General features: G+C 66.0%; 9 protein-coding genes. 1 reads left to right on the top strand and 8 read right to left on the bottom strand.

Translation table 11 applies throughout. From position 1 onward, the window contains the following. Window positions 1-2: 2 nt before the first annotated feature. The 5 genes from QRO93_RS04435 to QRO93_RS04455 form a co-directional block, all read right to left on the bottom strand. Entirely contained in the window at window positions 3-1,574 is a 1,572-nt protein-coding gene (locus tag QRO93_RS04435) for a DUF2235 domain-containing protein (protein ID WP_343203064.1), read from the bottom strand. A gap of 333 nt (window positions 1,575-1,907) precedes the next feature. Continuing rightward, window positions 1,908-2,411 (bottom strand): DUF3304 domain-containing protein, encoded by a 504-nt coding sequence (locus QRO93_RS04440; RefSeq protein ID WP_258011022.1) that lies wholly within the window; start codon window positions 2,409-2,411, stop codon window positions 1,908-1,910. A gap of 124 nt (window positions 2,412-2,535) precedes the next feature. Beyond that, on the bottom strand, window positions 2,536-3,015 hold the full coding sequence (locus tag QRO93_RS04445) for a DUF3304 domain-containing protein (protein ID WP_258011023.1): 480 nt from the start codon (window positions 3,013-3,015) through the stop codon (window positions 2,536-2,538). Then, window positions 3,006-3,884 carry a DUF4123 domain-containing protein gene (locus QRO93_RS04450; protein ID WP_180880271.1) on the bottom strand — a complete coding sequence of 293 codons (879 nt, stop codon included), beginning with the start codon at window positions 3,882-3,884 and terminating at the stop codon, window positions 3,006-3,008. Before QRO93_RS04450 ends, QRO93_RS04445 begins: the two co-directional genes overlap by 10 nt. After that, on the bottom strand, window positions 3,884-6,667 hold the full coding sequence (locus QRO93_RS04455) for a type VI secretion system Vgr family protein (protein ID WP_053450023.1): 2,784 nt from the start codon (window positions 6,665-6,667) through the stop codon (window positions 3,884-3,886). The genes QRO93_RS04450 and QRO93_RS04455 overlap by 1 nt, the downstream gene beginning before the upstream one ends. A 234-nt stretch (window positions 6,668-6,901) precedes the next feature. On the opposite strand from QRO93_RS04455, the gene tssA reads away from it, so the two are divergent. Beyond that, a complete protein-coding gene (tssA, locus tag QRO93_RS04460; protein WP_053450024.1) occupies window positions 6,902-7,960 on the top strand; it encodes a type VI secretion system protein TssA in 1,059 nt (352 codons plus the stop codon). A 45-nt stretch (window positions 7,961-8,005) separates the two neighbouring features. Here tssA and QRO93_RS04465 read toward each other — a convergent pair whose 3' ends face one another. From QRO93_RS04465 to tssM, 3 genes are read right to left on the bottom strand one after another with little or no spacing between them, the layout of a single operon-like run. After that, a complete protein-coding gene (locus QRO93_RS04465) occupies window positions 8,006-8,785 on the bottom strand; it encodes an OmpA family protein (RefSeq protein WP_053450025.1) in 780 nt (259 codons plus the stop codon). A 2-nt stretch (window positions 8,786-8,787) separates the two neighbouring features. After that, the gene (gene tagF / locus QRO93_RS04470; RefSeq protein WP_006451227.1) at window positions 8,788-9,771 is read right to left on the bottom strand and encodes a type VI secretion system-associated protein TagF; all 984 of its coding nucleotides are present in this window, start codon (window positions 9,769-9,771) and stop codon (window positions 8,788-8,790) included. Then, window positions 9,768-13,475, bottom strand: a complete 3,708-nt coding sequence (gene tssM, locus QRO93_RS04475) for a type VI secretion system membrane subunit TssM (protein WP_008267670.1) — start codon at window positions 13,473-13,475, stop codon at window positions 9,768-9,770. Before tssM ends, tagF begins: the two co-directional genes overlap by 4 nt.

The following is a 13,475-nucleotide window of genomic DNA, read 5'->3' on the forward strand; positions in this document are numbered from 1 at the left end:
GGTCAGCCGCCCATTGCGGTTCCCAGCTGCTGGAACGCGCCGCCGATGGAGGGGATATTCGCGGGCGGCAGCGTGGCGGGATCGCGGCACTCCTGCGCCCTCCTGCCGGCGACGCTGAAGACCTCGCGATAGCGCAGGTAGCCGTAGGTATTGAGGCGCGGAATGTTCAGCTCCGTCCACTTCATCATGTAGAAGCCAGCCAGCGAATCGTGCATGTAATTGTCGAACAGGTTGGTGCTGACATCAGGCACCGGCGTAGCGTTGAGCACCAGGTCCAGCAGGGTGCTGGTTTCGGCGGGAATGCCTGCGTAGGTGTAGGCCGCAGCGGACGCTCGTGGGGTCGGCTCGAACACCGGACGTCCGGCCTTGCGTCCGGCGTCCATGCGTTTCTGGCTTTCATCCAGCTGGCGGCGGTAAGCCGCCATGTCGCTCTTGCCTTGGGCCAGCTCGGTGACCAGATTGGCAAAGTCGCGCTGCGCGTTGGCCAGATCCACCTGATCCTCTGCATCGGACTGCTTGAAGAACGGCTGCTGTAGCAAGCTCTGCGGGCCGTTGGGCAGGCGCTTGCCCTTCCAGGCCACGTACTGCCGACAATGACCGGCGATCTGCTGTGTGTGCGCGCCTGCAGGTACCCCATGGCCGGTCAGCCAGGCGTTGTAATCGCGGATCAGCTGTGGGTGGCAGCCGAAATGCGTGGCAACAACTGGATTGGCCATGAGCTCATCCATGGTCCGCATCATCACGCCAGCCTTGATGGCTTCGTGATGCATGTCGATCAGCGGAATCTGTGACAGCTTGGCTTTGCCGTTCGCTGCGCCCGACACGAAATCCTTGCCCTGGCCGCCGGGCGAGTAGCCACCGCCGACATCGGAATGCATGCCGGGATAAAGCACTTCCTTCCCGCTGGTCGCCAGATCCAGCGGGAAGTTGATGCGCTGCTCGTGCAGGGCAGCGAAATGCACGCATTGCCGGGCTTCGGGGTGAATGCTCATCATGTCACCGGCGGCCCAGTCCCATTTGCCCTTGGATACCCGGCTCATGGCAGCAACGCCCACCGATGCTACGGTGTCGAAGATACCCATGAAATTGAGGTAGAGCGGAACACCGGCGATGTTGTAGCCACAGCCGCTGCCCCAGGCCTCGGCGGTTTCATACAGCCGATGCACGAACGCCCGCGCTTGCGCGGCACCGCGCGAGAAACCGAAGACGGACACGTGCACAGAGGTGACGCGTCGCTGGTGGCTTTTCACCACGCGCTCGAGGCGTTGCGCGATTCCGGTCAGCATGGCACGGCGCGCCATACCTTCCAGCAGGCGCGTCTCGCTCATCGAACCGACCAGGATCTTGGCTTCAGCCGGCGTGATCAGATCATTGGACTTGAGGTACTGATGCACCGAGTTGATGACTTGCAGGATCGCCCAATGGATGCGATCGGCACCGTATCGTGCAGCCCCTCCTCCCAGCGTGTCGCCATCCTGGTTGGTATCGCCGACCTCGGAAAATGGCGTCCCCACGCCGGGAACATAGACGCTGAAGAAGCCGTTCTCCGGCTCGGCCAGGCTGGCGTCGTACAAGCGTGCCACGTTGCTGTGGCCGTTGCGTGCAAGCTGGGTGCGGGTGGCGCGTGTCTTGCCGGTGACGAAGGTTCCTTCCCACTCACGGTTGTTGCCGGTGCCATCGAAGTAGATGCTCACATGCACCTGGCCCTGGCATTGCGAACCCTTCTCGCGCAGGCACGCCATCGCCTTCGCCCTCCGCTGTGCCTCAGCACCGCTCAGGGCCCGCTGTCCGTTGGCGGGCATGGGCTGCGCGCCAGTCGCCGTGCGTTCATTCATGTCCTTGCCTCCTTGTTCCGATGTCCGTCCCTGCCGGATTGCTTGTCCCTGTCGATCCCACCCCGCTTACCATCAGCCAGCGGGCGGGCGCCGGAGGTGCTCCCACACGGGATTTTCCCCCTCACGCAACGGCGCCTCGGGTCCCGTCAACGGATAGTCCGGGTGCCCCAGTATCAGATTGGTCACGAACACCTTGACCTGGCCATTGCGCAGGAAGTGAACAGCGAGACTGCCAACTTCGTTATACCTGGGAATTGATACCGTCGCCTTCTGGTAGGTTTCAAGGTCAGTCGTCCACTCGATCTCCACCTTCTGATCGGGTGCCCAGTGATCCGGCAACACTACGCAGCAGACGGTTCCACCTGCGGAGTGTGGCCACGCCGATCCACCACTCCCGCCGTTCACAAGGAACTGCGCAACATGGTTGTCGGTGTGGTTGTAACCCCGCACTCCCACAGGTGTAGACGCGGGCTGGCCCTTGCAGGCGGCCAGTACCGGCAGCAGAAGCAGCACAACCAAGGCGGACAGCAGCGGAACACGCATAATGTGATGTGTACGCACGAATCGTGGGATCATTTCTTCTTGTCCTTGGGGGTGCAGCAGCGACCCGCGCAGCGCGTCATGGCTGTTGCCTTCTGGTTTCCAGCATCTTCATTCCCGATGCAGTTGCTGACGTCATCATTCGCGCCTGGCCCTCTGATCAGCTTTCGAGGGGGCGCCGAAGGTGCTCCCACACCGGATTCTCGCCTTCGCGCAAGGGCGCTTCAGGGCCGGTCAACGGATAATCGGGATGACCCAGCACGAGACCGGTGACAAAGACCTTGACCTGTCCGTTACGCAGGAAATGGACCGCCAGGTTTCCGAGCTGGTCGTACTTTGGAACTGCAACAGTCTTCTTCTGGAACGTTTCGAGATCCGTCGTCCATTCGATCTCCACCTTCATATCCGGTGTCCATCGATCAGGCAGCATCGCGCAGCACACCGTTCCGCCTTCCGAGTGGGAATCTGCCGACCCGCCACTGCCGCCGTTCACAAGGAACTGCGCGATGTAGGCATCGGTATGGTTGTAGCCCAGCACAGCCACCGGTGTGGAGGCTGTCCGCCCCTTGCACGCGGCCAGTACCGGCAGCAGAAGCAGTAGAACCAAGGCCGCCAGCAATTGAGTGCGCATCAAACGCATGGTTGTTCCTCTACCGGCAAGGCCGTGGGGGCATCCCACAATGGAACGCCCATCAACCAGATATCGTCAGGCAAGGCCGACGCCCAATCCGGGAACGGAGCCTCAAAGGCACTGGCTGCCTGAGAAAACCGGGTCCGCACGGCGGAATGATCCCGGCAGGCGCCTGAGGTGTACAGCGCCAGCAACAGGTACTGCACGTGATCGTCCACCTGGTCCACGCCGTGCGCGATCGTGTCCTGCATATGCTTGACGACGAACGGGTACAGCGCGCGATAAGGCACCCGCTTCATCTCATCGGGAATGACCCGGCGGAGCTGGGCGATGGCCACATCCGGTTCGCACGCATCCAGCAGGCACGTGTACTGCTGCTGGTCCAGGCGCAATGGCGGAAGTGCAGGCAGGCCGGCATCGTCCACCTCGGCCAGCGGCCATTCCTGCAGATCGCCATAGCGATCGAAGTACTGCAGGCGCTGCACGCCCTCCAGCAACGCGGCACGCTGCGCGGGCAGCAGCAGTTCCAGCAGCGCAGGCAGGATGCGCGTGTCGTACCAGCGCAACAGCATTTCGCGACCGCCCTTCTCGGGCACCTTGACCAGATGGAAGGTCCGCAGCCGCTTGGCGAGCTCGTCCAGTTCCAGCGCACTCCACAGCAGGGTCACTCCTGGCCGCTGCGTGCCCATCTGCCGGATCTCCGCTTCCAGCCTGGCGTGCACGGCCGTGTCCGGCCAGGCCACCAGCAAGGGAGCGATATCCAGCAGGCTCGCCTCGGCCGTGCCCTCGAACAGCGAGCGATAGTGCGCGCCCAGGCGCTCCAGCCGCTCATGGAAATGCGGCCGCTGCGCGCTGTCGATCACCGCATAACGATTCATCACACCAGCACTCCCGGCGTGCCCTGGCGCATCGCGTCGAGAATGCAGCTCTTGCAGCTGCTGCGCGGGAACTGGGGAAGCGGATAGCCCTGTTGGGCCGGCCCAACAAATGACTTGCTGCCGGCATGCACGGTGATCGTGCCGGGGCAAGCAATGGTAATGCTGCCGCCGGCAATGGTCAGGCTGGCCCCTCCGGACGTCGCGACGTGGATCGTGTTGGCCGCGGCGAGCTCCACCGGTGCCTGCGCGCTGGCGCCACGCAGCGCACCACGCGACTGGATGCGGACCAGGTCTGCATGCGCCTGGATGTCCAGCGTTTCGCTGCCGGCCACCACGTCAAGTGCCGTCGGAGCGGCGGCGGCCCCTTCAACGACGGATGCCAGCACTCCGATCGCTTGCCCGGCATGAAGCCGCGCCTGCCCCATCGTGATCGCCTCACTGTGACTGCCACTGGCCAGCAGCAGGCCTTCGCCGCTGCTCCAGTGCATGGCTTGACCCGCCACCTGCACAACGCCCTGCGGAGCAGCCATCCCCAGGAGCGGGTCGCCCGAATGCGGCACCCTGCCCTGGCCCGCCTCGGACGCGCGCTCGGCCGCACTGCCCTTTCCTGCGCCGAAATCGTCGCCACCGGTGGTGGTACGCACGCTCGCCAGCAAGCCGGGGACCGGTGACTTGTCGGCCACCATCCTGGAGCGCGCCGCGGCCTTGGCCCCCTCCTGCATCGCCAACGGACTGGTTACATGCGTGCGCGCGGCCTGGGTGAAGCGCTCGCCCAGGGCCTGCAGCTGGGTCAGCAGCGCGGCGGGCTGCACCGCCTCGCCTGCAGGTGCGGTTGATCGATGACCATAGGCGGTGAACCACACGCCCGCCGTCGCCCGCACCGCCCCCCAGGCATCGCTGCGCAGCTCGAAGCCGGTGCCGCGGACGCTGCCGACATAGTTGTCAGCCTGGTGCCGCAGGTGACCCAGCGACAGCTGCGACGCCTGCTGGCTGCTCGCCAACTGCGCACGCAGCTGCTGGTTGGAATCGTCGAACAACAGGTGGTTGCTGCCTTCACCGCCGTCCCATTCGCGCGAGCGGATACCCCATAGTGCTCCGCCCTGCCGATGCGCCTGGTCGCCCGCGCCTGCTGCGTGCCATGCCGGCGCCTGGCCGCCACTGAGGTTGGCCTGTGCGCTGTGGCGCGCATCACCGGCCTGGCCGTAGGCAGAGACATCGCCCTCGCTGCTGGCACCAGCGGGCGTCGGCGTCACGCCGGCCTCGCCTCGCCCGTTGTACAGCGCCCCCAGCACCAGCGGCCGATCGATATCACCATCCAGGAAGCCGACCAGCACTTCCTGGCCGATCCGCGGCAGGAACTGGCTGCCGACGCCCGGTCCGGCGTAGCGCTGTGCCACGCGCAACCAGGCACTGTCATGGGCACCCTCGCCCTGCCCCTGCTGGAAATGGAAGCGCACGCGCACGCGGCCGTGGCTGTCGGCGTGCAGGTCCTTGCTGTCACTTCCCTGGCCGGCCACCACAACTGCCGTCTGGTACCCGGGCACCGTCGGGCGAGGATTCAGGCGAGCCCCGGTGCCATCCAGCAGCTGGGGTCGCCACGGGGTGGCGCGCGGCACCGCCTCAAATCGATTGCCATAGCCAATCGCCTCAGCCTGCTGCCACAGTGCGGCGTCTGCGCTGTCGCCGGGGGCGACGCCGAGTGCGTCGTCAAGGCTGCGACGCAGGTCGGTGGGCAGGTTGTTGATGCCGGCATGGTCGACCGCGACCAGCAGCAGCTCCGGCGGTGTACCGCCCGGGGCCTGTTGCAACCGCAGCCAGCTTCCCGACTGCAGGCCGCGCACGGTACCGTGCCCTTGCCAGCGTCGACTGTGTGCTTCGCGCGCCTGCGCCTGCAGGCGGGCCTGGCGCGATGCGGCCGCGCCATCGCTGAAGGCATAGGCGCCCACCGCATCGAAATCCTCGCGGGTGGACCCGCTGCCGCCGCCTTCCATCGGCGACTGGCCCGACAGTGCACGCACCTGGCGATAATCATCGCTCTGCAGGCTGACCGTCGTGCTGGCCAGGCTGCGGTGCAGGCCGATGGCCTGCACGCTGTCGCTGGTTTCAGTGGCATCGCTGCGATGGAAGCGCACGCCGGCCCCGGCGCTGGTGGCATCCTCGGGCAGCGCAACGCTGTCGGCAAAGATCTCCAGGCCATTGCCGCAGGGCGCTTCCTCGTCCGGATACAAGCGCCAGCCCAGTCCTTCCTCGGCCAGCAAGCGCTGCAGGAAGTCCAGATCGCTCTCGCGGTACTGCACGCAGTAGCTGCGCACACGCTCACCCAGGAAGGCGTCGACGCCTTCGGCCCAGCGCCAGCGTGCGATGTCGGCGTGTGCGGAAAGCACCGCATCGACAATGGCGCGGATGCCTTGCTCCTGGAACACGCGGCTGTGGCGCGCATGCTGCAGCCACCAGGTCCACGACACCAGGTGCAACCGGTAACGCACCAGCCCACCGTCGCCCCCGACCCGCGCGGCGTCGGCCACCAGCCCGCTGCGCTGCCACTGCCCGCCGTCGGCGAGCTGCGTGATCAACGTTGCGCGCGTGGCAGGCAATGCCCCCAGTTCGAGGCCAGCATCAGTGCAGAGCACCTCGACCTCGGTCCATGCGTGTTCGCCCAGCGCGTCACGTCCACGCCAGCGCTCCACGGTGCATCCCGTGAATGCTTCCGACTGCAGACGATACAGGCGCTGCGCATCGCCAAGACCTGCAACCTGCGTCATCAGGTAATTCAGCTGATCCATGCCATTTCCAGAGTGAAGACGCCAGATCCATGCGGAATGGCGTCGGTTTCCAGTTCCCGAATCTACCAGAACAGCGTGTTCGTCAAAATCACGGCGCGTTATTGCGCAACGAACTGCGCTTTGCGTCACATAACCGACGGAATAACGTATTCAGCTACAGGCACTTGCCCGGATCCCGTAATCGCGTTCACATTCAAAGGCTAGAATCGTCCGCAGTCCCCAACGAGACCTGCCATGCTGGATCAGGAAGCCCTGCTGGCCCCGATTTCGGAAAACGCCCCGACCGGTGAAGACCTGTCGTTCTCGGCGGAATTCGATCGGATCATCGAAAACCGTCGTGCCGACGACCCGACCCTGGACCAGGGTGCGTGGCAGACCGACATCAAGTACGCCGACTGGAGCAGCGTGCTGCGCGAGGCCGACAGCCTGCTGCAGACCCGCACCAAGGACCTGCGACTGGCCGGCTGGCTCAGCGAGGCGGCCACCCAGCTGGAAGGCTTCCAGGGCCTGGCTGCTGGCTACCGGGTCACCGCCGGGCTGTGCGACCGCTTCTGGGAAGAGGTCCATCCTCAGGCTCCGGACGGCGACTTCGAAGAACGCATCGGCAACCTCAGTTGGCTGCTGACCAATTCGCTGCAGTGGCTGCGGGCGGTGCCGATCATCGTCGCCCCGCAGGGGCGCTTCAGCCTGACCGATTTCGAGCATGCCCACGCCCGCGCCAACAGTGGCGAGGACGATGACGGCCGGCCCGGCCTGGACATCCTCACTGCCGCCCGCCGCGATACCCAGCACGGGTTCTACCGCCAGCTGGCGGATGACCTGCCCGACTGCAGCCAGGCCCTGGCCGAACTGCAGGCGGCAGTGGACAACCGGCTGGGGCTGGACGGCCCCAGCTTCAGCGCCGTACGCGAACAGCTTGAGCATCTGCAGCGCACCGTGCTGCGCTTTGCCCGCGAGGCCGGAGTGTTGCTTGATGGCGAGACCGGGGCGGTGGAAGACCCGTTCAGTGACAGCCATTTCGCCGAAGACGCACCCACGTTCGAGACGACGCCGGCTGCGCCCTCGCGCGGTCCCGCCGGTGCGCCGGGTTCGCGCAAGGAAGCCTTGCAGCAGCTTCGCCAGGTCGCCGAGTTCTTCCGCCGTACCGAGCCGCACAGCCCGGTCGCCTATCTGGCGGAAAAGGCAGCGCGCTGGGGCGAGATGCCGCTGCACGTCTGGCTCAAGCGGGTCATCAAGGACCACGGCACGCTGGAACAGATGGAAGAAATGCTGGACGTCAATCCAGAAGACTGAGCTGCGCGCCACGGCAGGGGAGCCTGACCGGCTCCCCGGGCGCGGTTACTGGATCTTGAACTCGATCCGGCGGTTGCGCGCACGGCCGTCGTTGCTGGTGTTGTCTGCCACCGGCTCATCCGGGCCCTTGCCCAGCACGTCCATGTGACTGCCGGGGATGCCCTTGGACATCATGTAGTTCTTCACCGCCAGCGCACGTGCATGGCTGAGCGTGAGATTGGACTCACGCTGGCCGACATTGTCGGTGTGGCCGATGATCAGGAACCGGCTGTCCGGCATCTGCGCCATCTTCGCCACCATCTCGTCGAGGATGCCCATGCCGAACGGCGTAAGGCGCGCGCTGCCGCTCTGGAATTCAATGATGCGGTTGGCCAGGGTCTGGTCCAGCACGTTCTGCTGCGAGCCCACTTTCAGCGCGTTTGTCACCGTGTAACTGGTGTTGCTGGCCAGGCTCAGGTCACTGGCAACCTGCTGGCGCAGGGCTTCGTTGCCGACTTCACCGGTAATGCGCACCGCCTGGCCATTGACCTCCAGCTTTCCGGGCGACACCCGCTTCAGGCCCGGATTGATCATGCCGGAAACATAGTCGCCCCAGTTCGGCGGCGTGGCGATGGTTTCCACCTGGATGCGGTCGACCACCCGCTCCGCGCCATAGACCGCGCGCAGGTTGTTGAGCAGCTTGGCCTTGGTCGCCTGGTCAGGCACCACGCCTTCGATGACCACCGGACGCTCGCCGGCGGCCGCTGCCGGCGCGTTCTGCGCGGCCAGCGGCGCGGCCACCAGCAGCAGCGGCAGCATGAGATGGAGAGGTTTGCACAGGCGCATCGTCAGGTTCCCAGGAAAGTCTCGCCGAACAGCTTGCGTGCGGTGGCCAGGGCCAGGTCGTCACGGTCGAGGAAGCTGCCGAAGCGGTTGAGGTTGTAGTCGCCGCGCAGGTAGTCGTCCACCCACTCCGAATGCTGGATGCGGATCAGGAAGTCGCCCGCCTCGGCCGGATCCAGCACGGCGCGCAGCACCTGGCGATCAGCGCCGTTGAAGCCGACGATCATGCTTGGCGCAGCGTCGTTGCGGATCAGTACGGCAAGTTCGAAATCGCCGCGTGCGACGAAGCTGGACAGCAGGTCGAGCCAGAACGCCGCCACCAGCGGGCGATAGGCCGGATCGCGTACCAGCGGGAACACCAGCGCCTTGTCGATGTTGACGTCGCCGCCACTGAGCACCGGCTGCAGCAGCAGGCCCAGCGCGGGCAGCACCTGGCGCAGCGCCACGTCGCCGTGGCCGGACTCGCGCAGGCGCTGCTCCAGGTCGGCCACCGTGGTGTTCTCGAGGAAATCCTGGAAGCTGCCGTTGTAGTCACCCGGGTCGGTGCTGATGCTGAAACGGGCATCGGCCAGCTGTGCCAGCGCCTGTGCTGCGTCGCTGTCCTGGTAGGCCTGGCGTGCGAGCCTGGCCAGGCCCGACCAGGCGTTGGACATCGCCAACGGACTGCGGCCGATGAACGGCAACGGCTCGGGCGCATCCAGGCGCAACGCCGACAGCAGCGGGAAGCGCCGCTCGGACGCGTCGCGGCTGGCCAGGAAGTGGCCGCACAGCACCATCTTGCTGCGCGAACCGAGGAAGGCATAGTGGATCTCGGGCGCTTCGTCGTAGCGCTGCTTCCAGTCCGGGCTCTGGCTCAGCAGTTCCAGGCTCTCGCCGGCCCAGCGGTCAAGCCAGCCCAGCAGCTGGTGGTTGTCGGCCGCGCGGACGAAATCGCCGCGCGAGGGGACCTTGCCGAAATAGGACACGCCCGCGCTGACCACCCGGCTCATCGGGCGCCTCCAGCGGCCGGAGCCGGCGTCGCTGCCGGCGCAGCAGCGGGTGCCGCCTGCGCAGCGGGCTCGCCACCGGCAACGCGTTCGGGCAACTGCAGCCCGCGCTGCCAGTCACCTCCGCCCTGTGCGGCCTCACCGGCACGACGGACGATGCGCATCTCCACCGGCACCGACACACCGTTGCCCGTCCAGGTGATGCGGCTGGAGTCATCCAGGCGCTCGACCTGGCCCGCCCCCATCAAGCGGTTGACGCCGTTCGAACCTGGCGCACTGAACACTTCCACCGTCCTGCCATCGCCGGTCACCGCGGTGATCTTCACGCCCGGCACCTGGCCGACGTTCGGGTACTGCATGGTCGTCCACTGCGGTGGCGTGTTGCGATAGCGCAGCACCTGGCCGTCGATCTCGATGGTGTATTCCAGCGCGCCGGCCGCCGGTGCCGGCAGGATCTCGAAGATCGTGGTGTCCTGCGCCGCACCGGCCGCCGAACCACTCACCCAGTTGCCGTAGTTGGCCACCAGTTCGGCCGACAGGTTCACGCCCTGCCCGGCCCAGCGACGGGTCTCAAGCAGCGGACCGCGCTGGATCACCAGCGTGCCCAGCGCCTCCTTGTTGAAGGCCGCGATGCTGCCGCTGGCGCCGAAGATGCCGGCAATGTCGCTCGGCGCCGCATCGACGTCGGAGTTCAGGTTGAACGGGTACTGCTGGCCGATGCGTGCCTTGAAGGGATCATAGACCTGTGCCTTCCAGGTCTTGTTGACTTCATTCTCGGTCGGCGCGATCAACGTGCCGAAGGTCTGGGTCAGCGGGCGCAGCAGCAGCGGACGCAGCGCTTCACGCTGCTTCTCGTCCAGCCCGGTCAGCACCTGCTCATCGACCAGCGCCAGGCCCACGCTCAGTTCGGAACCTTCGTTGCTGAAGGTGTCCTGCATCAGCTTGCGGGTAGCGACCCCGATCTCGCCCTGGCTCTTGATCGCGTTCAGACGCGCGCGCAGCTTGGCCAGCGTGTCGAAGTAGGCCGTGATCACGGCCGGCTGGTCACCGCGCTCGCTGGTCAAGCGGGCAATGCCCTCGAACGCCTTGCCGATCGGGCCGACCGGCTGTGCCGCAGCCGCGGCGGCCGGGTCCTTGCGCAGGATGGTGCGCTGGAACCAGGCAACAAAGCCCTTGCGCGCCTTGCTGGAGCGGGCCAGCGCCTGCGGGTTGTCCCACACGGTCTCTTCGTTGATGCGCTCCAGCAGCACGCGCAGTGGCGAATTGCTGGCATCGCCCAGCTTGTTGATGCGTGCCACCGCCTCGTCGAAGGTGCTGAACTCCGCCACGCTCAGGCCCTGCAGGAACCGGGTCCACTCGCGGGCATAGTCGTTCTTGTACAGGTTCACCAGCTCGCGCGAGACGTGCTCCGGGCTGCCGGCCAGCGACAGGTCGCTCTGCTCGGTGGTCCCCAGCACCCAGTCGGTGGTGCTCAGCTGCGTGTTGGCCGCTTCCTTGATCGCATCCTGCACGTACTCTTCCCACGCCTTGCGCGAGAACGCACCGGAAATGGCGTAGTTGCCATTGATCATGCGGCCGTTGCGCTCGACGCCGATCAGGCTGTCGACCGTGGTGGTGGTGAAGCGCGCACCGGCACGGGCCTTGATCTGCGCGTACACGCGCTCCATCGCCGGCTGGCCCTTCATCACCTGGCCCAGTGCCTGGCGCGTGTCGGACACCAGGGTGACCTTGTTCTGCACCTGCGGCCAGCTCGGCTGGCCCGCCTGCGCCACGTAGAAGGTCATCAGCTTCTCAGCCGCGCGGACCATTTCCTCGCGGCTCATCTGCCCGCGGTTGGCTTCCAGCCAGGTGCGCCAGAACAGGGTCAGCTGCTGCGACAGGTGCGCACCCTCCACATACTTGGGGTTGCCCAGCATCAGGTAGGTCTTGAGCGCGTTGTAGGCATCGTTGGTGCTGGTCGGCGACGCGTTCTGGTACAGCACCTCGCTCTCGGCAGCGCTGCTGGTGCCCTGCCCCAGCTTGTCGCGCTCGGCGACCACCTGGCCCAGATAGTTCTCCAGGTTCGATACGGTCGGCGCCAGCATCACCTGCTGCATGCCGTGGTTGTACTCGCGCAGCAGCTTCTCGCGGATGGCCGTGCCCTGGTACAGGCCCAGATGGGTGGTGATGCCCCCTTCCTTGCCATAGCGGTCCAGCTGCTCCATGCGGTCCTGCAGCAGCAGCAACGCATCGATACGTGACTTCAGGTCCATGCGGTCCTTCTGCACGCGCACAGCCTGGTCCAGGTCCTTCGTGGCATTGGCCACCAGCTGCGCGTTGGTGGTGTACGACCACGTCCACAGGCCCAGCGCGAGGGCCAGCACGCCCACCGCGCCCAGGAACACGCCATAGCGCAGGCGGTTCTGGTGCGGGCTGGAATACTGCCGCACCAGTTCCTTGTCGGCAAAGATGACCTTGCGGAACAGGTCCTTCAGGAAGAACGCGGTATGCCCGGTCGGCGCCTCGTCCACGTTCGAGCCGCGCTCCAGGTTGAACTGGCGGCCGACGCGCTCGGAGGCGTGATGCACCGAGCGCCCTTCCTGCAGCGCGCTGGAGAAGTAGAAGCCGCGGAACACCGGCTTGAACTGGTAGGGGTTGTCTTCGAACAGGGTGGCGATGAAGGTGCGCAGCGCCGGCTTGATGCCGACGAACTCCAGCGGCAGCGACAGCAGGCCCGGCGAGACCTCACGGCCACGCTGCATCGCCATGTGGGTCAGGCTCATTTCCTTGATGCCTTCGGCCAGCTCATCAAAGTGGCTGTCGAAGGCGGCCAGCGCGTCACCCTGCTGCTGCACGTCGAACGGCAGCGTCGCGCCCCACACATGCTCGCGCTCGCCCGGATCGAGGTTGCGGAAGAATTCACTGAAACCGGCGATCAGGTCGGCCTTGGTGAACAGCACGTACACCGGCGCGAATACTTCCAGGCGCTCGGTGATTTCCTGCACGCGCTGGCGCAGGTTCTTGGCCAGTTCGATGGCGAACTCCGGCTTGCTGCCGGACAGCTCGGCCAGGCTGGCGGCGATGATCACGCCATTGATCGGTGCACGCGGACGGTTCTTCTTCAGCAGGCCGAGGAAGGTCAGCCACTCCAGCCGGTCCTCGACGCTGACCGAGTAACGGCCGGCGGTGTCGAGCACGATGCCGTTGGTGGTGAAGTACCAGTCGCAGTTACGGGTACCGCCGATGCCCTGCACGACATTGCCGCGGTTGTCCTCGAACGGGAACTGCAGGCCCGAATTGAGGATCGCGGTGCTCTTGCCGGCCGCCGGGTTGCCGATGATCACGTACCAGGGCAGTTCGTACAGCGCGGCGTTGCCCTTCAGCACCCCCATCCGCGAGGACTTGATCTGCTTGACCGCATCCATCATGCGCGTACGCAGCGCTTCGGTATCGGCGCGCTGTGCCGGCTGCGCGCTGGCTACCGCCTTGTCCGCCTCGTCCTTGACCATCGCCTCCACGCGCTTGGCGGCGCGCCGGGCAAGCATCCGCTTGACGACCCAGACCAGCAGCGCCAGCACCAGCAGGCCGGCCAGCACGATGGCGACCCAGATGCCGATCTGCCGTGCCTCGGCCTCGCCGTAGTGGGCCAGCGCAGCGGCACCGACCAGGCCGATCACCATCCACAGACGGTAGTCGCGCAGGTAGTAGCTGAAATTGCTCAAACTCAT

Origin of the sequence: Stenotrophomonas maltophilia group sp. Smal17 (assembly GCF_030237045.1) — a bacterium.
In the GTDB taxonomy this organism is placed as follows: domain Bacteria; phylum Pseudomonadota; class Gammaproteobacteria; order Xanthomonadales; family Xanthomonadaceae; genus Stenotrophomonas; species Stenotrophomonas forensis.